Origin of the sequence: Actinomadura sediminis, assembly GCF_042675525.1 — a bacterium.
GTDB lineage: Bacteria > Actinomycetota > Actinomycetes > Streptosporangiales > Streptosporangiaceae > Spirillospora > Spirillospora sediminis.
Genome location: NZ_JBHTJA010000020.1, coordinates 48,282 through 69,520 on the forward strand (window position 1 = coordinate 48,282; position 21,239 = coordinate 69,520).

22 protein-coding genes are annotated in these 21,239 nt (G+C 73.5%); 12 read left to right on the top strand and 10 right to left on the bottom strand.

Features of this window, described 5'->3' with window-relative positions:
* Nucleotides 1–34: 34 nt before the first annotated feature.
* Nucleotides 35–397, top strand: a complete 363-nt coding sequence (locus ACFQ11_RS13420; RefSeq protein WP_378298615.1) for an ATP-binding protein — start codon at nucleotides 35–37, stop codon at nucleotides 395–397.
* On the opposite strand, the gene ACFQ11_RS13425 is transcribed toward ACFQ11_RS13420, so the two are convergent.
* Nucleotides 387–1,118, bottom strand: a complete 732-nt coding sequence (locus tag ACFQ11_RS13425) for a class I SAM-dependent DNA methyltransferase (RefSeq protein WP_378298616.1) — start codon at nucleotides 1,116–1,118, stop codon at nucleotides 387–389. The genes ACFQ11_RS13420 and ACFQ11_RS13425 overlap by 11 nt on opposite strands.
* 196 nt (nucleotides 1,119–1,314) lie before the next feature.
* On the opposite strand from ACFQ11_RS13425, the gene ACFQ11_RS13430 reads away from it, so the two are divergent.
* The 4 genes from ACFQ11_RS13430 (at nucleotide 1,315) to ddaH (ending at nucleotide 5,373) form a co-directional block, all read left to right on the top strand.
* Nucleotides 1,315–2,526 (top strand): DUF6801 domain-containing protein, encoded by a 1,212-nt coding sequence (locus ACFQ11_RS13430; protein ID WP_378298617.1) that lies wholly within the window; start codon nucleotides 1,315–1,317, stop codon nucleotides 2,524–2,526.
* Between the two features lie 222 nt (nucleotides 2,527–2,748).
* A complete protein-coding gene (locus ACFQ11_RS13435) occupies nucleotides 2,749–3,603 on the top strand; it encodes a hypothetical protein (RefSeq protein ID WP_378298618.1) in 855 nt (284 codons plus the stop codon).
* 4 nt (nucleotides 3,604–3,607) lie between these two features.
* On the top strand, nucleotides 3,608–4,387 hold the full coding sequence (locus tag ACFQ11_RS13440; RefSeq protein ID WP_378298619.1) for a hypothetical protein: 780 nt from the start codon (nucleotides 3,608–3,610) through the stop codon (nucleotides 4,385–4,387).
* Nucleotides 4,388–4,533: 146 nt separating this feature from the next.
* Nucleotides 4,534–5,373, top strand: coding sequence for a dimethylargininase (gene ddaH, locus ACFQ11_RS13445; RefSeq protein ID WP_378298620.1), 840 nt, complete (start codon nucleotides 4,534–4,536; stop codon nucleotides 5,371–5,373).
* Here ddaH and ACFQ11_RS13450 read toward each other — a convergent pair.
* A complete protein-coding gene (locus ACFQ11_RS13450; protein WP_378298621.1) occupies nucleotides 5,370–6,449 on the bottom strand; it encodes an FAD-dependent oxidoreductase in 1,080 nt (359 codons plus the stop codon). The genes ddaH and ACFQ11_RS13450 overlap by 4 nt on opposite strands.
* A 50-nt stretch (nucleotides 6,450–6,499) precedes the next feature.
* Here ACFQ11_RS13450 and ACFQ11_RS13455 point away from each other — a divergent pair, with 50 nt between their 5' ends.
* Nucleotides 6,500–7,063, top strand: coding sequence for a TetR-like C-terminal domain-containing protein (locus ACFQ11_RS13455; RefSeq protein ID WP_378298622.1), 564 nt, complete (start codon nucleotides 6,500–6,502; stop codon nucleotides 7,061–7,063).
* Here ACFQ11_RS13455 and ACFQ11_RS13460 read toward each other — a convergent pair.
* Both ACFQ11_RS13460 and ACFQ11_RS13465 read right to left on the bottom strand, forming a co-directional pair.
* Nucleotides 7,022–8,359 (bottom strand): MFS transporter, encoded by a 1,338-nt coding sequence (locus ACFQ11_RS13460; RefSeq protein ID WP_378298623.1) that lies wholly within the window; start codon nucleotides 8,357–8,359, stop codon nucleotides 7,022–7,024. The genes ACFQ11_RS13455 and ACFQ11_RS13460 overlap by 42 nt on opposite strands.
* A gap of 16 nt (nucleotides 8,360–8,375) precedes the next feature.
* Nucleotides 8,376–8,951 (bottom strand): helix-turn-helix domain-containing protein, encoded by a 576-nt coding sequence (locus ACFQ11_RS13465; protein ID WP_378298624.1) that lies wholly within the window; start codon nucleotides 8,949–8,951, stop codon nucleotides 8,376–8,378.
* Nucleotides 8,952–9,016: 65 nt separating this feature from the next.
* Between ACFQ11_RS13465 and ACFQ11_RS13470 the strand changes: the two genes are divergently transcribed.
* Together ACFQ11_RS13470 and ACFQ11_RS13475 are read left to right on the top strand one after the other, a co-directional pair.
* A complete protein-coding gene (locus ACFQ11_RS13470) occupies nucleotides 9,017–9,952 on the top strand; it encodes an NAD(P)/FAD-dependent oxidoreductase (RefSeq protein ID WP_378298625.1) in 936 nt (311 codons plus the stop codon).
* Between the two features lie 119 nt (nucleotides 9,953–10,071).
* Nucleotides 10,072–11,088, top strand: a complete 1,017-nt coding sequence (locus tag ACFQ11_RS13475; protein ID WP_378298626.1) for a hypothetical protein — start codon at nucleotides 10,072–10,074, stop codon at nucleotides 11,086–11,088.
* On the opposite strand, the gene ACFQ11_RS13480 is transcribed toward ACFQ11_RS13475, so the two are convergent.
* The gene (locus ACFQ11_RS13480; protein WP_378298627.1) at nucleotides 11,066–12,511 is read right to left on the bottom strand and encodes a WS/DGAT/MGAT family O-acyltransferase; all 1,446 of its coding nucleotides are present in this window, start codon (nucleotides 12,509–12,511) and stop codon (nucleotides 11,066–11,068) included. The genes ACFQ11_RS13475 and ACFQ11_RS13480 overlap by 23 nt on opposite strands.
* A gap of 246 nt (nucleotides 12,512–12,757) precedes the next feature.
* On the opposite strand from ACFQ11_RS13480, the gene ACFQ11_RS13485 reads away from it, so the two are divergent.
* The gene (locus ACFQ11_RS13485; RefSeq protein WP_378298628.1) at nucleotides 12,758–13,435 is read left to right on the top strand and encodes a uracil-DNA glycosylase; all 678 of its coding nucleotides are present in this window, start codon (nucleotides 12,758–12,760) and stop codon (nucleotides 13,433–13,435) included.
* Between the two features lie 4 nt (nucleotides 13,436–13,439).
* On the opposite strand, the gene ACFQ11_RS13490 is transcribed toward ACFQ11_RS13485, so the two are convergent.
* Nucleotides 13,440–14,300: a hypothetical protein gene (locus ACFQ11_RS13490; RefSeq protein WP_378298629.1), complete on the bottom strand. Its 861-nt coding sequence runs from the start codon at nucleotides 14,298–14,300 to the stop codon at nucleotides 13,440–13,442.
* A 132-nt stretch (nucleotides 14,301–14,432) separates the two neighbouring features.
* Between ACFQ11_RS13490 and ACFQ11_RS13495 the strand changes: the two genes are divergently transcribed.
* Nucleotides 14,433–15,215 carry a lysophospholipid acyltransferase family protein gene (locus tag ACFQ11_RS13495; protein ID WP_378298630.1) on the top strand — a complete coding sequence of 261 codons (783 nt, stop codon included), beginning with the start codon at nucleotides 14,433–14,435 and terminating at the stop codon, nucleotides 15,213–15,215.
* Between the two features lie 120 nt (nucleotides 15,216–15,335).
* Nucleotides 15,336–16,529, top strand: a complete 1,194-nt coding sequence (locus ACFQ11_RS13500) for a DUF5925 domain-containing protein (protein ID WP_378298631.1) — start codon at nucleotides 15,336–15,338, stop codon at nucleotides 16,527–16,529.
* 73 nt (nucleotides 16,530–16,602) lie between these two features.
* Here the strand turns inward: ACFQ11_RS13500 and ACFQ11_RS13505 are convergent, their stop codons facing one another.
* Together ACFQ11_RS13505 and ACFQ11_RS13510 are read right to left on the bottom strand one after the other, a co-directional pair.
* Nucleotides 16,603–17,784 carry a trans-sulfuration enzyme family protein gene (locus ACFQ11_RS13505; protein ID WP_378298632.1) on the bottom strand — a complete coding sequence of 394 codons (1,182 nt, stop codon included), beginning with the start codon at nucleotides 17,782–17,784 and terminating at the stop codon, nucleotides 16,603–16,605.
* Between the two features lie 292 nt (nucleotides 17,785–18,076).
* On the bottom strand, nucleotides 18,077–18,952 hold the full coding sequence (locus ACFQ11_RS13510; protein ID WP_378298633.1) for a DUF2470 domain-containing protein: 876 nt from the start codon (nucleotides 18,950–18,952) through the stop codon (nucleotides 18,077–18,079).
* A 62-nt stretch (nucleotides 18,953–19,014) separates the two neighbouring features.
* Here ACFQ11_RS13510 and rpsD point away from each other — a divergent pair, with 62 nt between their 5' ends.
* Nucleotides 19,015–19,620, top strand: coding sequence for a 30S ribosomal protein S4 (rpsD, locus tag ACFQ11_RS13515; protein WP_378298634.1), 606 nt, complete (start codon nucleotides 19,015–19,017; stop codon nucleotides 19,618–19,620).
* A gap of 3 nt (nucleotides 19,621–19,623) precedes the next feature.
* Here rpsD and ACFQ11_RS13520 read toward each other — a convergent pair whose 3' ends face one another.
* Nucleotides 19,624–20,109, bottom strand: coding sequence for a MarR family winged helix-turn-helix transcriptional regulator (locus tag ACFQ11_RS13520; RefSeq protein WP_378298635.1), 486 nt, complete (start codon nucleotides 20,107–20,109; stop codon nucleotides 19,624–19,626).
* Between the two features lie 97 nt (nucleotides 20,110–20,206).
* Complete coding sequence (locus tag ACFQ11_RS13525; RefSeq protein ID WP_378298636.1) at nucleotides 20,207–21,238, bottom strand: hypothetical protein; 1,032 nt, start codon at nucleotides 21,236–21,238, stop codon at nucleotides 20,207–20,209.
* Nucleotide 21,239 lies beyond the last annotated feature (1 nt).

The window sequence follows — 21,239 nt, forward strand, 5'->3', positions numbered from 1 at the left end:
GTCGTGTCCAGGGTGATGACCGGACGAAATGCGGATGGGTCTGCTCGCGGTGGAGTCGTCTGTCGTTCTCGTTCGTGAACTCGTCCGGTACGCGCTCGCCAATTGGGCTTTCGGGCGGGCGGCCATCGACGACACGGTGGTCGTGGCGAGCGAGATCGTGACGAACGCGGTGAAAGCGGCGTACGGGCGGGAGATACGGGTCCGGGTCGCGGTGCGGGACGGGTCGGCGCTGTTCGAGTGCTGGGATCCCTCGCCCGAACTTCCGCGGGCTCGGCGGGCCGGACCGGACGACCTGGACGGGCGAGGCCTCGCGATCGTCGCGGCCTACGCGAAGGAGTCGGGCGTTCGTCCGTCCGGCACCGGGGTCGGGAAGGTCGTGTGGGCGGTCATCGGGTGATCCTGCGCCAGACGGAGATGTGGTGCTCGCTCTCGTGCGTGAACGGGGCGCGCGTCCAGGTGGACCAGCGGTCGACGAGCTCCATGCCCGCGATGCGGGCCATCAGGTCGAGTTCGGACGGCCACACGTAGCGGAACGGGATCGAGCGGCATTCGCCGCGGCCGCCCTCGACGGTGAGGTAGTTCGAGCTCATCGCCTGCGTGGCCGTGTCGTAGCGGTCGAACGCCCAGGTCGCCGGGCCGGCGTGGAACGGGACCATCGTCTGGCCGGGCGAAAGGCGGCGGAGGGCGGGGACGCCGACCTCGATGACGAAACGCCCGCCGGGTCCGAGGTGGGCCGCGGCGTTCTCGAAGCACGACACCTGGGCGTCCTGCGTGGTCAGGTTGTTGACGGTGTTGAAGACGAGGTACGCGAGAGTGAACGTGCCCGGGGCGCGGGTCGTGGCGAAGTCGCCGATCGTCACGCCGATCGCGTCGCCGCCGGGCTTGGCGCGCAGGCGGGCGACCATGGCGGGCGAGAGGTCGATGCCGTGGACGGGGACGCCGCGGCGGGCGAGCGGCAGCGCGACGCGGCCGGTGCCGATGCCGAGTTCGAGGGCGCGGCCGTCCCCGGCGAGTCCGGCCAGGAGGTCGACGGCGGGGTCGATCGCCGCGGGGGCGAACATCTCCGCCTCCGTCTCGTCGTAGGCGGCCGCGACCCGCTCACCGAAGTGATCGTCCATGCCCGGGACGCTAACCGGACGCTCCGGCGGCCGTCATCCCATTTCCCTGGGGCGCCCGAGAGACGCTGGGATTTCCGTTCGGGAGTGCCAACGGATTCTTTGAGAAGGCTCAGGGATCTCGATATCGGGCAAACGGGGCCGTCGTCATCATTCCTGCCATCGGGGTACCCGTAAGTACCTTTGAAGGGAGTCCCTCATGAGACTCAGGCGCAGACTGGCGGCCCTGGTCGTCGGGGTGGCCGCGCTGCTGCCGGGGACGGTCGCCGTCCCCGCGCACGCGCTGCCGCCGGACATCGTCCCCGCGGTCGGGGTGGACACCGGACGGTTCAAGCTGCCGATCGGCTGCACGATCTCGCTGGCCGGCATCCCGGTGTTCTACCTGCCGACGGACGTGGACGTGCAGGGCGTCGCGCCCGTCCAGCTCGGGCCCGGTCAGGAGTTCTGGCTGAAGCAGGGGTCGGGCAGCATCACGTTCCCGTCGTGGCTGACGTCGCTCGCGCCCATCCTGGGCCTGACGTCGGCGGACGCGCGGGTCACGAACCTCAGCATCGGCGCGGCGAACGCGACGCCGGAGACGATCAACATCGCGGAGGGCGACCCGTTCGAGATCGACGACATCCCGATCGAGGCCGGGCAGCCGCTGAAGGTGGGGCTGCCGCTGGAGGGCACGTTCGACGTCGGGCCGTACACGGCGCCTAACGGCGGGGCGGTGACGTTCAAGTTCGACGGGGCGGTCGCGGAGGTCGACCTGAATTCGTCCGCCGGGTTCAGCCTCCCGATCAAGGCCGACTGCAAGGCGACGAAGGGCAACGCGCTGCTGCGGGTCGCGGTCGGCGGGCCGGCGGGGCAGCCGCCGGCGAAGATCCAGGGCGCGCCCCTCGACTTCCCGGAGCCGGACTCGAACGAGGTCGTCGGCATCATCAACGCGCCGTACGAGTGCAGCCTCGGCGGGACGCCGCTGGACGTCGGCATCGCGGTGGGCGGCAACTTCCCGCTGTCGATGAGGCGCGGGTCGAGCTTCTCGTTCACCGACGCGTCCGGGGCGCTGACCATCCCGGCGGAAACGGTGAACAAGCTGATCGACATGGGCTACACCAGCGCGTCCGGTGAGGTGACGAAGCTCGATCTCTACGTGGAGGGCGGGTCCCCCGCGGTCGACAACGTGGCCGAGGGCGGCATCGAGATCCCGAACGTCCGGCTCGTCCGCGATCAGAAGATCGTCCTGTCGCTGCCCGCGGACGGCACGCTGACCGCGGGCCCGTACGCGGCGAACGCGGGCGCGAAGTCGGTGGCGGTGTCGATGGGCGACGCGGCCGCGACGTTCACCTTCAACGGCTCCACGCGGGCCACAGCCACCTGCGAAACCCCGTCCCCGAAGGTCTACCTCGTCGACACCCCGGTCACCTGACGACGTCCACCCCCGGCCGCCGTGCCCTCCCACCCGGAGGCCACGGCGGCCTTCGCGTGCACGAACAGTAATAGGAACATCACGGAATCGGTAGCAGACGCCCACTGACCGGCAAGAGAATGACGAGGGTTCGGACCAAGGCCCAGAAAAGGCGATGGGGAGCGGCCCTCACGGGCGACTCCCCTGCCTTAGCTCGTGGCTACAGAGTACGCGATACCCAGCGTGACGGCAATCTATACGGACGGGAAGTGCATGGCCGGGCGGGATGATCTTCTCAAGGCGCGCGTCTGCGAGCTGTTGGAGTCATGGCAGCCGTGGCAACGGCGCCTGTGGGACCTGGGCACGGTACTGGCGCTACGCGAGGCGGTCGAGGCGGCGGACTGGGTCTCCCGCCAGGTGCTGTCTCCGGCGGCGACCGCCTGGTACGCGCGCGAGTCCCTGCTGCCCCGCCTCGGCACGGACGCGGCCGTCCGGGACGGGCAGGTGCGCAGGCAGCTCAACGAGGTATGCAAGCGTCCGCTGAAAACGGGGACGCGCGGGCAACGCGCGCTGCGACTGCTCGCGGACCTCGTCGAGGAGGGCTATCTGCAGAGGTGGCACGAGGTCGTCGTGTCGGGCCGCGCCTACAACGTGGAACGCGCGGCCAGGAGCATCGCCTCGCACATGCTGGACCAGGGGTTCCACCAGGACCATCTCCGGCGGGTGATCAAGTCCCGACTCGCGCATGACGCCGACGTCCGTGACCTGGTCGAACTGTTGATCGAGCTTCAGGCACGCGGAAAGCGGGCTTACACGGGGTTCGTCGTCCTGGAGGGCAAGGTGCCGTCGCCGGAGGTCGCGCTCGGCTCCACGCGTTGGCTCGACCAGGAGACGGTCGGTCGCCTGCTCGCGGAGCACTTCTCCGATTACCCGGCACTCCGGGTCACGGGTCAGCGGCGGATTCCGGTTCCAGGTCGAGGCCCGGGATCCCCATATGGCCGTGGTGGAGATGACGGAGATCTTCGACAGACTGCGCAACCGGGTCCGCTATCTCAGGGGACGCCGGACGCTCGATGCCCATCCGAGGCTCTTCGTTGAGGGGATGGCGCAGCCGCAGGAGTTGCAGCGAGGCGACCCGGCGGTCACCGTCCAGTCCCTGGAGAAGGCCGGTGTCCTCTACGACGGCCCCATGGCGGCGGGGGACGGTTTCCGGCTCGACGACGCGTTGGAGCTCGCCGCTCCGCTGACGGGGAGTTCTCCGAGCACCGCGGTCGCGGGGGCGTGGGCGGCGCTTGAATCACTGCTGTTCTGCGACACCGACGAACGGGACCGGGAGGAGGGCCGCGCGGTCGCCGCCGATCGGGCGGCGGCGCTCGTGGCGGCGGGGTGGCCGCGGGCGGAGCTGACGTCGCTCAGCTATCGGACGGCGCTGCTGGACGTGGACGCACGACTGCGCCGGGAACTGGAACGCGCCGGCAACGAGAACCGGGTGCGGGTGGAGATCCTGGTCCGCTGGCTGCGGTCGCGTCCGTCCCTGCCGGATCTCGATCCCGCCGATCTCGCGGTGCTGGAGCGCATGCGGGAGCTGGTCGATCACCCGCGCCAGGCCCTCGGCCGCGTGAACGGATACCTGCGCGGAGCGCTGCGGCGGCTGTACCGGCAGCGCAACATCGTGCTGCACGGGGGTTCGACGAGGTCGATCGCGCTGCGGGCGTCGCTGCGGACCGCCGGACCGCTCGTGGGCGCGGCGCTGGACCGCGTCGCGCACGGGTACGCGGCCGGGGGCGCCGGGCCCTTGGACCTGGCGAGCAGGGCGCAGTTGGCCATGACGGTGGTGGACGATCCCGAGGGCTGGGGGCTGCACGAACTGCTCGGGACGTGAGGCGGCGCAACGAATCGCTCGGAGTGGGGGTGAAGTAGCAACGAAGCGGCAGGTGGGCGCAAGGTTCGCGCATTGGTTCGCGGCGTCTCGGTTCTTAAGCTTTCGATCAGTCGAATCCCCTCTTCGGAAAGCCTGTGGAGACACGCATGACCGTCATGCCGGCGATGGAGCCCGCACCCGCACGGACCGCGCTGCGGCGGCGCTATCTGATGTGCCGCCCGGAGCACTTCGCCGTCACGTACGCGATCAACCCGTGGATGGACCCGGCGGCGGGCGCCGACGCGGGACGGGCGGTCGCGCAGTGGGAGGCGCTGCGGAACGCGTACCTGGCGCTGGGGCACGAGGTGAGCCTGATCGATCCGGTTCCGGGGCTGCCGGACATGGTGTTCGCGGCGAACGGGGCGCTGGTCGTGGGCGGCCGGGTGTACGGGGCGCGGTTCGCGCACGCGGAGCGGCGGGCCGAGGGGCCGGCGTACGCGGCGTGGCTGCGGGCGAACGGGTTCGCGGACGTGCTCGAGGCGGAGCACACGAACGAGGGCGAGGGGGACTTCCTCACGCTCGACCACGTGATCCTGGCCGGGACGGGTTTCCGGACGGAGATCGCCGCGCACCAGGAGGCCCAGGAGTTCCTCGGGCGTCCGGTGGTGACGCTCCGGCTGGTGGACCCGCGTTTCTACCACCTGGACACGGCGCTGTTCCCGCTGGGCGGCGACAATGTCGCCTACTATCCGGGCGCGTTCTCGCCCGGCAGCCGCGCGGTGCTGGAGCGGCTGTTCCCGGACGCTGTCCTGGCGGACGAGCGGGACGCGGCGGTGCTCGGGCTGAACGCCGTCTGCGACGGACGCAACGTGGTGATCAACGCCGAGGCCGAGGGGCTGATCGGCACGCTGCGCGACCGGGGGTACGAGCCGGTTCCGGTGGATCTGTCGGAGCTGCGGAAGGCGGGCGGCGGCCCGAAGTGCTGCACGCTGGAGCTGCGGGCCTAGAAGTAGTCGGTGGCGGAGCGGAGCCACTTGACGTACGACTTGGCCGAGCGGGCGTCGGGGACGATCCCGGTGAGCGGCCCCTGCCGGCTGGGCATCTCGGTGGCGACCATCCGGGCGACGCGGCGGACGGTCTTGGCGCGGGCGCGCTCGTAGGCGCGCGGGTCTTCGGGGGTGCGGCTCAGCGCCCAGGCGTCCTCGATGGCCTGCGCGGCGCCCATCGCCATCGCGGGGGGCATCGTGTGGGCGGCGTCGCCGAGGAGGGTGGTCGGGCCCCGCCCCCAGACGGACGGCACGCGGTGCAGGTGGTGCGGGTAGAACCCGAGGTCGCGGGCGTGTTCGAGCACGGTCGGGAACGGTTCGGGCCAGCGGCCGAACCGGGCGCGCAGCCGGTCCGCGATGTCGGGGGCGTCGCCCCAGAAGCGGCTTCCGGGCTTGGCGCGCAGGTCGAACCACCACAGGGCCCGGCCGTGCCCGGCGGGGGCGATGCTGCCGAGGGACCGCCCGTTGGAGACCATCAGCGTCCGCGCCCCGCCGACGACGTCGGTGGGCAGCGTGGTGAACGCCTGCCAGGTGACCCAGCCGTTGAGCCGCGCCTCGCCGCCGCCGAGGGCCCGCCGGACGACCGAGCGGCGGCCGTCGGCGCCGACGAGCAGGTCGCCGCGCGCGGTCGTCCCGTGCGCGAAGGTGATCTCGGCGCGGTCGGGGTCGACGTCGGCGATCTCGTGCCCGTAGTGGACGGGGACGCCGTCGGCGAGGCGTTCGACGAGTTCGCGGCGGGCGATGTGCAGGGCGGGGAGGCCGTCGAACGCGCGCGCGGCGGCGGTGAGGTCGATCGTGCCGAGGCGGCGGCCGCGCGTCGACAGGCTCACCATGGCCTCCAGGCGGCGCCCGGCGCCGTCGAGGTCGACTTTGAACTCGCGCAGGACGCCGACGGTGGCGGGCCAGATCGAGATGGAGCCGCCCTCGGTGCGCAGTTCGGGCGCCGCCTCGTACACCTCGACGTCGTGCCCGGCCAGGGTCAGGCCGCGCGCGGCGCTCAGTCCCGCGACACCCGCTCCGGCGATGAGTACTCTCATGTTCGGCACCCAATCTGAGACTTGAAGTATCTGATACTAGGAGTATCACAATGATGGCTCGCGGACGCAAGCCCGATCCCGCGGTGGACGCGCGCATCAAGCGGGCGGCGGTGGAGCTGCTGTTCGGCAAGGGGCCGTCGTTCACCATGGACGAGGTCGCCGCCGCCGCCGGGGTGGGCCGGGCGAGCGTCTTCCGCCGCTACGCCACGAAGCGGGACATGATGCTCGACGCGCTCCGCACCGCGATGGACGCCCAGGTAACGGCCGTCCCCGACACCGGTTCCCTGGAGGGCGACCTGCGCGTGATCGTCACCGAGACGCTCGCCGCCTGGAACGCGCCCGGGATCGCCGAGCGGACGCGCGAGACGTTCGGGGAGGCGGGCCGGGACCCGGCGGTCGGCGAGATCCTGCGCACCGCCATGCGCGACCGGATGACCAGGAGCTGGGCTATCTACGACCGGGCGATCGCCCGGGGCGAGCTCTCCGCGGACGCCGACCTGTGGCTGCTGTCGGACATGTTCGTCGGCCTGGTCGTCTACCGCGGCCTCATCGGCGTGCCGCAGCCCGACCCGTCAGGCGTGGTCCGCGCGCTGCTGCACGGCTTCGCCCGGTGAACCGGCCGCCCCGAGGCGGGCGAGGTCGCGGCGCGCGAGGCGGCGGGTGCGCAGGACCCCCGCGACGCCGACCGTCCAGACGAGCGCCTGGACCGTCCACGCGACGCGGAACGCCTCGGGCGTGTACTCCCCGCCCGGCGACACGGCGTCGAGGACGATCCCGATCAGCAGGATCGTGACGAGCGCGCCGACCGAGCCGCCGACGTTGACGATGCCGGTCGCGGCGCCGTGCCGTCCCGGCGGGTTGAAGGTGCGGGCGTAGTCGAACCCGACCATCGAGCCGGGGGCGCCGAGGGCGACGCACAGGACGAGGATCACCAGCAGCCACGCGGGCGCGGGCGGCGGCCAGGCGAGGGTCGCCGCCCAGGCCGCGGCGTTGAGGCCGACGATGCCGAGGACGAGCCACGAACGGCGCGGCGGGTGCCGCGCCACGAGCCGTCCGATGTAGGGGCCGGACACCATGTTGGCCAGGACGAACACGGTGAGGAGCGTCGAGGCGGTCGCGGGCTCCATGCCCTGCCCGGACACCAGGTACGGGTACCCCCACATCAGGGCGAAGGTGTTCGAGGTGAACTGGGTGACCAGGTGCGTCCACAGGCCGAGGCGGGTGCCGGGCTGGCGCCACGCGGCGAGCAGGTCGCGGCCGAGCTCGCGCGGCGCCGGGGACGGTGCGGGACGCGCGGCGGGCGGGGCGTCGCGCAGCACGGCGAACGCGAGGACGCCGACCAGGACGCCGAGCGCGGCGGCCGACCCGAACGCGGTGCCCCAGCCGGGGCCGTGCAGCAGCGCGACCAGCGGGATCGCGCTGAGGATCTGGCCGAGCTGCCCGAGCAGCCCGGTGAGCTGGGTGACGACCGGGACGCGCGCCGGCGCGAACCACGCGCCGACGATGCCGAGCACGCTGATGAACGTCATGGCGTCCCCGGCCGCGACGACGACGCGGGCGCCGACGGCGAGCGGGACGGACGTCGCGACGGCCATCAGCGTCTGCCCGGCGGCCATCAGCAGCGCACCGCCCGCGATCATCCGGCGGGGGCCGACGCGGTCGAGCAGCAGCCCGACGGGGACCTGTAGCCCCGCGTACACGAGCAACTGGACGACCGTGAACGTGGCGAGGATCCCGGCGGGCGTGCCGAACCGGTGCAGGGCGTCCTCGCCGGTGACGCCGAACGACGTCCGGTGCAGGATGGCCACGACGTAGGCGGCGATGCCCACGCCCCACAGCGCCCACGCGACGGGGGCGGTCCTGCGTTCTCCGACTTCCAGGGGTTGGTGGGGGGTTCGGGCGGTCTGCACGGAAAGCCAATGTATGTCACTTCCGTTTGGGTTGAGCGCGCATGTGCATGCGCTCACCCTGCGGCCCCATCAGGCAGAGGACCTCGGCCGGGCCGCCGACGCCCGCGAACCAGTGCGGCAGCCGGGTGTCGAACTCGGCGGCCTCCCCCGGCTCCAGGACCAGGTCGCGGTCGCCGAGGATGAGCCGCAGCCGCCCGTTCAGGACGTAGAGCCACTCGTAGCCCCCGTGCGTGGCCGGCTCGGGCTTCCCGTGGCGCTCCGGGTGGATCATCTTGAACGCCTGGATGCCGCCGGGGCGCCGGGTCAGCGGCATGACGATGAGGTCGCCCCGCTTCTGGGGCCGCAGCCGGATGCGCGGGTCGCCGACCTCGGGCGCGCCCACCAGCTCGTCCAGCGGCACCTGGTACGCCTGCGCGAGCGGCAGCAGCAGCTCCAGGCTGGGCCGCCGCTTGCCGGACTCCAGCCGCGACAGCGTGCTCACCGAGATGCCGGTCGACTCCGCGAGCGCGGACAGCGTCACCTCCCGCTCCCGGCGCAGCCGCCGCAGCCGCTCGCCCACGCCCGCCAGCACGTCCTCGATCGGTTCGCTCATGAATCCATTGCAGTTTCGGCAACGAACTTTGTCAAACCGGCAGGGCGCCGTGCATCCTCGGGAACATGAGCGAACACCTGGGGAACGAGCAGCGAGAAGTACTGATCATCGGTGGCGGCCCGGCCGGGCTCAGCGCGGCACTCGTGCTGTCCCGCGCCCGGCGCAGCGTGACCGTCGTCGACTCCGGCGAGCCGCGCAACGCGACCGTCGCGCACATGCAGGGTTTCCTGAGCAGGGACGGGATGCCGCCGGAGGAACTGCGGAAGATCGGCCGCACCGAGGTCCGCGGCTACGGCGGCGAGATCATCGACGGCGTCGCCGAGCGCACCGAGCGCACGGCCGACGGCTTCGCGGTCACCCTGCGGGACGGGACCGTCCTGCACGGCAGGCGGCTCCTGGTGACCACCGGCGTGACCGACGAGCTCCCGGACGTCCCGGGGCTGCGCGAACGCTGGGGCCGCGAGGTGCAGATGTGCCCGTACTGCCACGGCTGGGAGGTCCGCGACCAGAAGATCGTCGTGCTGGCGACCGGCCCCATGTCGGTGCACCAGGCGCTCCTGATCACGCAGTGGTCGAAGGACGTCGTGTTCGTCACCGCCGAGGCGCCGGGGGGCGCGGACGCCGACCGGCTGGCCGCGCGCGGCGTCACCGTCGTCGAGGGCGAGCCCGCCCGGCTCGTCGTCGAGCACGACCGCGTCACCGGCCTCGACCTGGCGGACGGGACGACCGTCCCGTGCGACGCCGTCTTCCTCGGCCCGCGCATGATCGCCCGCTCCGGCCCGCTCACCGACCTCGGCTGCGAGCTGACCGAGGAGGGCCAGGTGAAGACCGACCAGTTCGGCCTCACCAGCGTCCCGGGCGTGTGGGCGGCCGGGAACGTGGTCAAGCCCGCCGGGCAGGTGATCATCGCCGCCGCCGACGCCGTCTGGTCCGCCGGCATGATCAACATGGACCTCGTCGAGGAGGAGATCGAGCGCGAGCTCGCCGCCCGCGCCGCGTGACCGCCCCGGCGCACGCCCGCCCGCGGCCGCCGCGCCCGGACGATCGGGAATCGACCGTCCGGGCGCGCGGCGTCCGCGCGGGCGACCGGCGCCCCGCGGGTGTCCATAAGCTGGCGGGCATGGACGACGCGGCGCGGTGGCGGGACGAACGGGCGGCGCTCAACGCCGCGCGGGCACGGCTCGGGGAGGTCGCGGACGGCCTGTACCCGGACGTCCCGCGCGTCGCGGGCACGCCGCTGCGGTGCGCGGACGGCTGGGTGCCGGACGCGCCGGTGCCGCTCGGCGACGTGCGGCTGGAGTGGGACCCGTCCCCCGCGCCGCCCGCCGTCGCCGGCCCGCCGGACGGCCTGCCCGCGGGGTACCGGACGTACGCGCAGGCCCTGGGGGCGCTCGCGCGGCCGGCGGTGTTCGAGGACCGCCCGGCCTACCGGCTCGTCGGGGTCGCGCCGGGGCCGGCGCTGCGGCTGTCGCCCGCACGGTACTTCGACGGCGTCAACGTCGGCGAGGCGGTCGCGCACGAGCTGGCGGCGGGACGGCGCGGGCTGCGGGAGCGGATCGGCGACCCGTGCGACCTCGCCCGCCGGACGGCCCTCCCGGCGATCACGACCGTGACGCTGACGGCGTCCGGCACGTACCTGCTGCACCGGCGCGACGCGGCGAAGGTCGCGCACGCGGGCGGCCTGTTCCAGGTGATGCCGGTCGGGGTGTTCCAGCCGCTCCGCCCGCAGGACGAGCGCCGCGACCTCGACCTCTGGCGCTGCATGGTCCGCGAGTACGCCGAGGAGGTGCTCGGCCGCGACGAGGACTACGGCGACGGCTTCGACCAGGACGCGTGGCCCTTCCACCGCGCGCTCACCGCGGCCCGGACGGACGGGCGGGCGCGGGCGTACTTCCTCGGCCTCGGCGTCGACCCGCTGACGCTCGCGCTCGACGTCCTCACGGCGGTGGTGTTCGACGACGACGCGTTCGCCGGGCTGTTCGGCGACGCGGTCGAGGTCAACGCGGAGGGCGAGGTGGCGCGGGCGCCGTTCGACGGGACGGTCCCGGCGCCGATGCAGCCGGCCGGCGCCGCCGCGCTGGAGCTGGCGTGGCGGCACCGGGCGGCGCTGGGCGTCAGTCCGCGGCGAGCGCCTTGAGCTCGTCGAGCGCGTCCTCGAGGTGGTCGATGATCTCGGCCGGGTCGGGGACGAGGTCGCGGCACGCGACGATGCCGATGTCGACCGTCCCGTCGTAGGAGAACACGGTGATGTTGAGGCCGCCGCTGACGTCCGTCACCACCGAGATCGGGTAGTAGCCGAGGACGCGGGCGCCGCACAGGTACAGCGGGAACTGCGGGCCCGGAACGTTCGAGATGACCAGGTTGATCGGGCGGAGCGAGACGGCGGCGCCGGCCTGCAGGACGAGCCGCGTCAGCGGCCCGGCGACGGGCGCGGGGACGAGCCCGCTGAGCTCGCGCACCCAGTTGCCGGACGTGACGGCGAAGCGGCGCTTGACGAGGTCCATGTCGCGGCGGACGGCCGTGTACCGGACGACGGGGTCGGGGATGTGGGTGGCGAGCGGCGCGGTCATGATCGACACCTGGTTGCCCGCGTCGCCGCTCGGCCGGCCGCCGCGCAGCGACACCGGGACGCCCGCGACGAGCGGGCGGTCGGGCAGCTCGCCGCGCTTGTCGAGCCACTGCCGCAGCGCGGTCGCGCACAGCGCCATGACGACGTCGTTGACGCTGCCGCCGAGCCCGCGGCCGATCCGCTTGATCTCGTCGAGCGGCAGCTCGCCGCAGGCGACGGCGCGGCGCGGGCCGATCGGCCGGTTGAACGGGGTGGGCGGCGCGCTGGACCGCGGGACGCGCGGCAGGCCCTCGCGGCGGAGCGCCCCCTGGACGAACGCGGACGCGAGGCCCACGCCGGGGATGGCGGCGACGCCCGGGATCTCGTCGGCGTGCGGGACGGCGCGGGCCATCGACAGCGCGGCCTTCAGCGGGTGCAGGGCGGCCTTGAGCAGGCCGGTGCGGAGCATGTCGCCGAGCGCGGGCGCGCGTTCGGGGACCGGTTCGGCCTCGGGGTGGACCTCGCGGGGCTCGGGGGTGAGGTCGAGCAGCGCGGCGAGGGTCTCGGCGGCCATGACGCCGTCGGTCGCGGCGTGGTGCACCTTGGCGTAGACGGCGGCGAGGCCCCCTTCGAGGCCCTGGATGATGACGATCTCCCAGAGCGGCCGGGCGCGGTCGAGGGGCCGTTCGTGGAGCATCGCGACGACCTCGGCGAGCTGCCGCCGGGTGCCGGGCGCGGGCAGCCCGATCTCCGAGATGTGCCGTTCGGGCGCGAAGTCGGGGTCGTCCTCCCAGTAGGGGTGGTCGAGGGAGAAGGGGACCTGGACGAGCCGCTGCCGCAGCGGCGCGGCGAGGTGCGCCCGCTCGCGGATCAGCGACGCCACCAGCGGGGCGGTGAGCCGCCCGCCGGGACAGCCCGCGGGATCGACGACGCCGACGCCCGCTATGTGCGCGTGGGTGGTGCCGGTCTCGGCGTGGAGGAAGGTGGCGTCCACGGTGGTCAGCTGGCCCATTGCTCTCGTCCCGTCCGCTCGTCGTGCGCCCTGCCTACTCATGAGAGTTATGTCGTGGCCGGGCGGCGGGTCAACATGGTGAGCGAGAAGAAATAAGGACTTAACCCGGCATACCGCCCTGACCTCGCGATGTTTTGAGCATGTTTTCAGGAAGTTTTGATCATTTTCCGTGCGGGCGGGGTCAGGATTCCTCACCGGCCCGATCAAGCCGCGGCGTGTCGGATCGTCTCGCTAAGGTGTGGCGCCATGACGGCACGCCCCCTCTCAGAGATCGTCGAAGCCGGCTGGGCGAACGCGCTGCAGCCGGTCGCCGGGACGATCGCCGCCGCCGGGGACTGGCTGCGCGCGGAAGTCGCGGCCGGGCGGCGCTACCTCCCCGCCGGGAACATGATCCTGCGCGCGTTCACCCAGCCCTTCGACGACGTCCGCGTCCTCATCGTCGGGCAGGACCCCTACCCCACCCCCGGGCACGCGGTCGGGCTCAGCTTCTCGGTCGCGCCGCACGTCCGGCCGCTGCCGGCGAGCCTCGTCAACATCTTCCGCGAGTACTGCAGCGACCTCGGCCACCCCGAGCCGTCCACCGGCGACCTCACGCCGTGGGCCGAGCAGGGCGTCCTGCTGCTGAACCGGGCGCTGACCGTGATGCCCGGCAAGCCCGGCTCGCACCGCGACAAGGGCTGGGAGCAGGTCACCGAGCAGGCCATCCGGGCGCTCGCCGCGCGCGGGCGCCCGCTCGTCGCGATCCTGTGGGGGCGGGACGCCCGGAACCTCAAGCCGCTGCTCGGCGGCGTCCCCTGCATCGAGTCGCCGCACCCGAGCCCCCGCTCCGCCGACGGCGGCTTCTTCGGCTCGCGCCCGTTCAGCCGCGCCAACGAGATCCTGCAGAAGCAGGGCGCCCCGCCGGTCGACTGGAAGCTGCCGTAGCCGCTCAGGACTCCTCGGGCAGGCGGCGCAGCAGCGCGGCGAACTCGTCCGACCCGGACGGCGGGACGTCCGGGTCCAGCGGGGTGAGGCGGCGCTCGCCGTGGCTCCAGTAGACGCCCGGCGCGCACGGGTCGTCGGCGTCGGCGTGCATCTCGCGGACGACGTCGGCGAACACCGGCAGCACGTCCAGCACCGCCGCCGACGTGATCGGGTACAGCAGCAGCGTGCTGTGGCACGGGACGCCGACGAGCGCGCCGTGCTCGTTCGGCCACGGCAGGAACTGGTCGACCTCGCTGAGCAGCGCCGACACGTACCGGCTGCCCGGCTTCGCGACGACCCGGACGTTCTGGCCCGGCAGCAGCGGCTGCACGCGGACCTCGACGTCGGCGAGCTCGCGGTCGTGCGTGTTCGTCATCACGTAACCGAGCTTGTGCAGGCCGAGCAGCCCCGCACGCGCCTTCGTCAGCGGCCCCCCGTAGCGCGGATGCTCGATCATCACCATCGCGTCGAAGTGGTCCCCGGCCGGGACGACGACGAGGCCCTCGCGCTCGCGCGGCGCGAGCTTCGGCACGATCCGCAGCCGCAGCAGCTCGCGGACGTCCCCGAACAGCTCCATCTCCCCGACCGCGAGGAACGCGCGGTCCCCGACCTCGCGCACCCACTCGTCCACGACCTTCGGCCAGGCCGAGCGGGGCTCGCGGGCGCAGCGCTCCAGCACCGTCCAGCTCGACGCCCGCGCCTCCGACCGGCCGACGGGCAGCACCACCTCCGAGGTGCCCGGGTCGAACCACGCGGTCGGCGCCAGATCCGGCAGCACGTCGCGGATGAGCGCGTGCACGTCCGCCGCCGCGTCCAACGGTTCCATTGCTCATCCCCCTCCACGGTTCACGGGATCACGTCACACCACAACCTTCTCAGAGACGACCCCCGTTGTGCGATGCATCGCGGTTCCTCCGTCCCGGTCGCTGATCATGATGAGCTCAAGTACGGTTCTGACATGGCCGAATACGTGTACCCGCCGGTGATCAAGACGGCTCTCGGAGTGTTCAAGGCGCTGAACCTCAAGTTCCGCCTGGAGGGGACCGAACAGATCCCGCGCACCGGGGGCGCGGTGCTGGTCAGCAACCACGTCAGCTACCTGGACTTCATCTTCGCCGGGCTCGCCGTGCACCCCGCCGGGCGGCTCGCGCGCTTCATGGCCAAGAAGGAGATCTTCGACAACCGGATCGCCGGGCCGCTGATGCGCGGCATGCACCACATCCCGGTGGACCGGCAGGCGGGCGCCTCCTCGTACGCGGCCGCGCTCAAGGCGCTCAAGAGCGGCGAGATCGTCGGGGTGTTCGCGGAGGCGACGATCTCGCGCTCCTTCACCGTGAAGGACATCAAGTCCGGCGCGGTGCGGATGGCGGTGGCGTCCAAGACCCCGCTGATCCCGATCGCGATCTGGGGCCCGCAGCGGCTGTGGACGAAGGGCCGCAAGCGCCGCCTCCTCCAGCGCAACATCCCGGTCACCATCCTCATCGGCGAGCCGATGTACCCCAAGCGCGGCGACGACTACGACGCGGTCACGGCCGAGCTGCGCGCCCGGATGTCGGAGCTGCTCGACCGGGCGCAGCGCGAGTACCCCGACATCCCGAAGGAGAACGAGCGCTGGTGGCAGCCCGCCCACCTCGGCGGCACCGCCCCGACGCCCGAGGAGGCCGAGAAGCTCGACCTGAAGGAGGCCGAGGACCGCAAGGCCGCCCGCGAAGCCCGCGAACTCGGCGGCGGCTCGTCCTGACCCGCGCCGCCCTCCCCCCGAACCCCCGCGTCCCGGACGGGACGCACCCGGCGTGACGAACCCGTCCGGTTCGGCTAATTCGGTGGACGGCGTCCGCCGCGGGGCCTGATCATCGGAACCATGACCACGCCGTACGAGCCGTCACAGGAGGTCGTCCACCTGATCACGCCGAGGGAGCCCGGGGAGAACGTCACCGAACCCGGCCCGGACGCGGCACTGCCCGTGGTCTTCAACCTCAACGACGGCAACTCCCCCGCCGATGTGATGGACGTGCTGTCGCTGCGGCCGTTCGCGTCCGGGGAGCAGCCCTGGTCGCGGTCGACGCGGCTGGCGCACGTCCGTCCGGAGGCGCCGCTGCGCCCGGACGGCGCCCGGCTGGTGCGGGTCGCGCACGAGAAGGGCAAGGAGTCGGTGCTCGCCGAGGGCGACGGGTGGACGCTGCTCAGCAACAAGTGGACGAGCGGCATCGCCTACGTCGCGGTGTCCGCGGTGACCGACGAGCTGGCCGAATCGGTCCTCGAACAGTCGGTGAAGGACGCGACCGACCCGCCGAAGACCGACGAGACCAGCGTCGAGATGGGGTTCTGGCACCAGGCGCCGCACGGCCCCGTCCGGCAGGAACGGGCCATCTCCGCCGACCCGTGGGACGAGATCCGCGCGAACTACACCGCGCGGGTCGCCGAGCAGCTCGACGCGGTGATGAAGCTCGGCGCCGACGACGTGTCCGGCCGGCTCCTGCTGCTGCACGGCCCGCCCGGCACCGGCAAGACGACCGCGCTGCGGGCCCTCGCCCGCGCGTGGAACGACTGGTGCGACGCCGACTGCGTGCTCGACCCCGAGTCGCTGTTCGGCACCCCGAGCTACCTGATGAAGGTCACCGTCGGCGAGGACGACGACGAGAGCCGCTGGCGGCTGCTCATCCTCGAGGACTGCGACGAGCTCATCCGCGGCGAGGCCAAGCAGTCCGCCGGCCAGGGCCTGTCGCGGCTGCTCAACCTCACCGACGGGATGCTCGGGCAGGGCCGCAACGTGCTCGTCGCCATCACGACGAACGAGGACCTCGCGAGGCTGCACCCCGCCGTCGTCCGTCCGGGCCGCTGCCTCGCGCAGATCGAGGTCGGGCGGCTCACCCGGGACGAGTCCGCCGAGTGGCTCGCCGGACCCGACGGCGCGGGCGACCCCGACGGCGCGCTCGCCGCGCAGATCGGCCCGGAGGGCGCGACGCTCGCCGAGGTCGCCGCGCTGCGCAAGGGCGAGCGCCGCACCACCGAGCAGGACGGCGACGCCGAGACCGACACGGGCTTCTACCTCTAAGGTCCGCCCGGCGGGCGCCCCCCTTCCGGTGCGCCTTGGCGAGCGCCTGCTCAGTGCGCCTTCGAGCGCCTGCTCAGTGCGCCTTGGCGAGCGCCTGCTCGATGTCGTCCCACAGGTCGTCCGGCGCCTCCAGCCCGACCGACAGCCGGACCGTGCCCTCCCCGATGCCCGCGGCGGCGAGGGCGGCGGCGTCGAGCTGCCGGTGCGACGTGCTCGCCGGGTGCATGACGAGCGACGCGACGTCCCCGAGCGACGGGCCGAGCGCGATGAGCCGCACCGCCTCGGAGAAGACGCGGCCCGCGTCCCGACCGCCGGCGAGCTCGAACGCCAGGACGCCGCCGTGCCCGTCCGGGAGGAGACGCCCCGCCAGGTCGTGCTGCGGGTGGTCCGGGACGCCCGGGTAGTGGACGCGCGTGACGGACGGGTGCGCGGCGAGGCGCCCGGCCAGGTCGCGGGCCGTGGCGCTCTGCCGGGCGATGCGCATCGGCAGGGTGGCGATCCCCCGGACGGCGAGCCACGCCGCGAACGGGTCGGCGGTCGCGCCGAGCTCGAGGGCGTGCTCCCACACGCGGCGGTGCACGTCCGCGTCGGCGAACACGGCGGCGCCGCCGAGGATGTCGCCGTGCCCGCCGATGTACTTGGTCGTCGAGTGGACCACCACGTCGGCGCCGTGGGCGAGCGGCGCGAACAGCAGCGGCGAGAAGGTGTTGTCGACGACGGTCAGCACGTCCGTGCCCGCGAGCGCGGCCGCGAGGGCGGGCACGTCGGTCACGTGCGTGGTGGGGTTGGAGATCGTCTCCAGGTAGAGCAGCCGGGTGTTGGGGCGGAGCGCGTCCCGCACCTCGGCCGGGTCGTCGCCGCCGATGCGCGTCACCTCGACGCCCCACCGCTCGGCGAGGTCGGTCAGCAGCGCGTGCGTCCCGCCGTACAGGGACGCCTGCGCGATCACGTGGTCGCCGGACCGCAGCAGGCCCGTCAGCACCGCGTTGATCGCGCCCATCCCCGACGCGGTCGCCAGCGCGCGGGCGCCGCCCTCCAGGTCGGCGACGGCCTCCTCCAGCGCGCGGACGGTCGGGTTGCCCATCCGCGAGTAGAAGAACGCCTCGTCCGGCCCCCGGAACGCGGCGGCGAGCGCGTCGGCCGAGTCGAAGCCGAACAGGTGCCCCTGGTAGATCGGGACGCCGAGGGGACGGCTGCCCGCGGGGATCGGGACGGGCGGGTGGACGGCGCGGGTCTGCGGGTCGCGTGCGGTCATGCCTCCAGCGTGCGAGCCGCGACCGCGACCGGGTAGAGCCAATCGGACCGAGTGGCCCGGGTGGAGGAGAGGCCCGGTCGCGGGCGCGGCCGCGCCCGGTGATCCCGGTGCGGACGACCGTCGCCCGCCCACCCACCCCGCGAGGGCGGGCAGGCGATCGGATCCGCCCCGGCCGGGCCGCTGCGACGCGGCCCGCGACCGGTGCAACGAGGATCACCCGGCGGGGCCCCGTCCCGCATCCGGGAGAACACGGCCATCGGCACGGCTTCGCGGCGTACGTGCCGCGCCCCGGCTACGGGTTCGCGCGGGCGAACAGGGCGCGGTAGGCGCGGCGGAGACCGTGGACGTCCCGGACCGGCTCGGGGAACGGCAGGCGCAGATCGCAGGTCACGGCCCCGTCCGCACACGGCATCCGGCAGCGCAGCCACAGCCCGTGCCGGTCGATGCCGAGCGGCCGGACGGCGTCGCCCGTCCCGTCGTCGATGTCGGCCAGGACCGACTCGGGCAGCAGACCTCTCAGCTCGGCGCGGTGCGCGGCGTCGAGGTGGGTGAGCATCCCGGCCTCGACGGCGACGAACGGGTCCGGCGCGGCCGCCGCGTACTCCTCGGGTTCGAGGGCGGCGCTGCCCCACGCGTCGTCGATCTCGACCTGCGCGACCTCGAGGGCGAGGATCGTCCACTGGCTGCCCTCGTCCGCCTCGCCGTCGCCCGCGGCCCGCCGCGGCGGGACGGGCGCGGCGAGGTCGAGCAGTTCGGGACGCGGGTGCGGGCGGGAGAGCCGGAGCGCGGCGGCGCGCAGCTCGGCGGGCGGGACCTCGGTGAGCCACCCGTGCAGCCACGCGCGCCCGCGCACCCGGTCGGGCAGCGGGACGGGCGCGACGTCGCAGACCCGGAGGGTGGCGGGCAGGTCGGGCTCCCCGGCGAGCGCGGCGACGATCGGGGACGACACGGGCAGGAGCAGCAGCGGCCGCCCGTCGAGGTCGGTGGTGTGCGCCGGGACGGGCGCGTACGGGACGCCGGGCGCGACGAGCACGCCGTCGGCCGTCCCGTAGGCGAGGGTCCGCGCCCTTTCCGCCGGCGAGGGCCCGGAAACGGCCCCGGGGTCCGCGGCGCCGGCGAGGCGCGGGCCGCCGGTGTCCTGCTGGTCGGTCTCCGCTCGTCGCACCATGCCTCCTTGCTATGTTGGTTAGGCTTACCTAACTTAGGACTACCTAACCACTTGGAGCCGCCATGAACAACCCCCGTCCGAAGGTCCGGATCTCGCGGGCGCTCGGCATTCCGCTGACGCCCAAGTCCGTGAAGTACTTCGAGGCGCGGCCCTACCCGCCCGGCGTCCACGGGCGGGCCCGCAAGAACGAGTCCGACTACAAGGTGCGGCTGCGGGAGAAGCAGCGGCTGCGCGCGCAGTACAACATCCGCGAGGCGCAGCTCCGCAACGCGTTCGAGAAGGCCGCCAAGTCGGGCGGCAAGACCGGCGAGGCGCTCCTGGTCGACCTCGAACGCCGGCTGGACGCCCTCGTCCTGCGGGCCGGGCTCGCACGGACGATCTACCAGGCGCGGCAGTTCGTCGTGCACCGGCACGTGCTGGTGAACGGGCGCCGCGTCGACCGTCCGTCCTACCGGCTGGCGCCCGGCGACGTCATCACGATCGCCGAGCGGAGCCGCGCGATGGACGCGTTCCGCATCGCCGCCGCGGGCGGGCACACCGAGAACGTCCCGCCGTACCTGGACGTCCGGCACGACGCCCTCGCCGCGCGGCTCACGCGGCTGCCGGAACGGCGCGAGATCCCGGTGCTCTGCGACGAGCAGCTCGTCGTCGAGCACTACTCGCGCTGAGGGTCAGCGCAGCTCGAGTTCCTCGCGGGCGTGCGCGCGGAGCGTGCGCAGCGACTCCACCAGCCCGCGGCGCGCCTCGCCGGTCAGCGGGCCCGCGAAGTGCCGCCGCAGCGTCTCCGCGTGCACCCGCATGGCCTCGTCCAGCTTCGCGCGGCCGGCGTCGGTCAGCTCGACGAGCCGGCCGCGCCGGTCCCCCGGCGCGGCGTGCCGCGCGACCAGCCCCGACTCCTCCATCCGGTCGATCAGCCGGGTCATCCCGCCGCTGGTGAGGATCAGCTCCCCGGCCAGCTCGCCCATCGACGTGGGCCGGTCGGGGCCGGCGGCCGACAGCCGCAGCAGCACCTCGAACGCCGCGTGCCGGATGCCGCAGCGGCGCTCCAGCTCGCGGCCCGCGATGCGCTCGAGCAGCGCGACCGTGCTCAGCAGCGTCCCGAACTCGCCGATCACCTCGTCGGCCGCCCCGGGCACGCTCGTCCGCCGTTCCGTCATCGCCGCCATCATGCCCGCCTTCGTCCGCTTTCTCAGCAGAACGCGCCGCGCCCCGCGCGGCTTCCGCCGGGCGGGGCGCGGTCCGGGGTCCGGGCGGTCAGTTCCCGGGCTTCTCGCTCGTCCCGGGCTTCGGCTCCTGCGACGCCCCGCCCGTCCCTCCGGTTGGGGTGCCGCCGGTGGGAGTGCCCGCCGGGAGCCGGCCGGCGGTCGAGTCGTCGGTGCCGGAGGCGTACTGCTTGGTCACCTTCCACTCGCCGTCGATCTTGCCGAGGGACAGCCGCAGCAGCGTGCCGGGCGCCGACGTCGAGCCCTCGCTCGTCGTGACGTCGATGTCGACCATCACCACCGCGGTCGCGAACCGGCCGTTCACGGTGCCGACGAACGTCTGGTTCGTCTTGGACGACAGCGCCAGCTTCGGGTTCTCCTTGAAGGTGTTCCCGAGGTTCGGGAGCGTGGACTCCTCGAAGCTCTCCAGCAGGTCGCCGCCCATCAGCTTCTGCGCCTTGCCCATCTGCGCCCGGTAGTTGGACGCGTTGTAGTTCAGCGCCACGTCCCCGTACGCGGACGCGACCTCCGCGACCGCCGCGCGTTCGTCCGCCTCGGACGTCGCGCCGCTCGCGCTGCGCCACTGCCAGATGGCGACGCTCGCGAGCAGCGCGACCAGGACGACGACCACGATGAGCGGCGTGCGGCCCATGCCGAGGTACGTCGGCCCGGCGGGGGCCGCGGCGGCGGGCTCGCGGAGGCTCGGCTTGACCCGCGCCTTCACCGGCCCGCCGTCCTCGGCGGCGCCGCCGGTGCCGGCGCCGTCGTCGGTGGCGCCGTCGTCCGTCTCGTCCTGCGGAGGCTCCAGGCGGGCGGGACGCGGCTTCGGCTTCGCCTTCGCGGCGGCCCCGGGCTTCGGCGGGCCGGCGGGGGGCTCCTCGTCGACGTCGTCCGCGGACGCCTCCGCCTCCTCGGCGTCGAGGGCCTCGAGCACCTCGTCGAGGTCCTCGTCGTCGATGACCTCGATGACCCGCACCCGCCGCTTGCGCTTGGCGGGGCGCGCCGCCGGGCGCTCCGGCGCGGCGGCGTCCGCCGCCTCCACGGTCTCGTCCGTGCCGACCTCGTCGACGTCCCTGCTGGACATA

Coding starts and splice junctions, on each gene's coding strand:
- ACFQ11_RS13420 (WP_378298615.1), top strand. CDS start 35: ATGGGTCTGCTCGCGGTGGAGTCGTCTGTCGTTCTCGTTCGTGAACTC.
- ACFQ11_RS13425 (WP_378298616.1), bottom strand. CDS start 1,118: ATGGACGATCACTTCGGTGAGCGGGTCGCGGCCGCCTACGACGAGACG.
- ACFQ11_RS13430 (WP_378298617.1), top strand. CDS start 1,315: ATGAGACTCAGGCGCAGACTGGCGGCCCTGGTCGTCGGGGTGGCCGCG.
- ACFQ11_RS13440 (WP_378298619.1), top strand. CDS start 3,608: ATGGCGCAGCCGCAGGAGTTGCAGCGAGGCGACCCGGCGGTCACCGTC.
- ddaH (WP_378298620.1), top strand. CDS start 4,534: ATGACCGTCATGCCGGCGATGGAGCCCGCACCCGCACGGACCGCGCTG.
- ACFQ11_RS13450 (WP_378298621.1), bottom strand. CDS start 6,449: ATGAGAGTACTCATCGCCGGAGCGGGTGTCGCGGGACTGAGCGCCGCG.
- ACFQ11_RS13455 (WP_378298622.1), top strand. CDS start 6,500: ATGATGGCTCGCGGACGCAAGCCCGATCCCGCGGTGGACGCGCGCATC.
- ACFQ11_RS13465 (WP_378298624.1), bottom strand. CDS start 8,951: ATGAGCGAACCGATCGAGGACGTGCTGGCGGGCGTGGGCGAGCGGCTG.
- ACFQ11_RS13470 (WP_378298625.1), top strand. CDS start 9,017: ATGAGCGAACACCTGGGGAACGAGCAGCGAGAAGTACTGATCATCGGT.
- ACFQ11_RS13475 (WP_378298626.1), top strand. CDS start 10,072: ATGGACGACGCGGCGCGGTGGCGGGACGAACGGGCGGCGCTCAACGCC.
- ACFQ11_RS13480 (WP_378298627.1), bottom strand. CDS start 12,511: ATGGGCCAGCTGACCACCGTGGACGCCACCTTCCTCCACGCCGAGACC.
- ACFQ11_RS13485 (WP_378298628.1), top strand. CDS start 12,758: ATGACGGCACGCCCCCTCTCAGAGATCGTCGAAGCCGGCTGGGCGAAC.
- ACFQ11_RS13490 (WP_378298629.1), bottom strand. CDS start 14,300: ATGGAACCGTTGGACGCGGCGGCGGACGTGCACGCGCTCATCCGCGAC.
- ACFQ11_RS13495 (WP_378298630.1), top strand. CDS start 14,433: ATGGCCGAATACGTGTACCCGCCGGTGATCAAGACGGCTCTCGGAGTG.
- ACFQ11_RS13500 (WP_378298631.1), top strand. CDS start 15,336: ATGACCACGCCGTACGAGCCGTCACAGGAGGTCGTCCACCTGATCACG.
- ACFQ11_RS13505 (WP_378298632.1), bottom strand. CDS start 17,784: ATGACCGCACGCGACCCGCAGACCCGCGCCGTCCACCCGCCCGTCCCG.
- ACFQ11_RS13510 (WP_378298633.1), bottom strand. CDS start 18,952: ATGGTGCGACGAGCGGAGACCGACCAGCAGGACACCGGCGGCCCGCGC.
- rpsD (WP_378298634.1), top strand. CDS start 19,015: ATGAACAACCCCCGTCCGAAGGTCCGGATCTCGCGGGCGCTCGGCATT.
- ACFQ11_RS13520 (WP_378298635.1), bottom strand. CDS start 20,109: ATGACGGAACGGCGGACGAGCGTGCCCGGGGCGGCCGACGAGGTGATC.
- ACFQ11_RS13525 (WP_378298636.1), bottom strand. CDS start 21,238: ATGTCCAGCAGGGACGTCGACGAGGTCGGCACGGACGAGACCGTGGAG.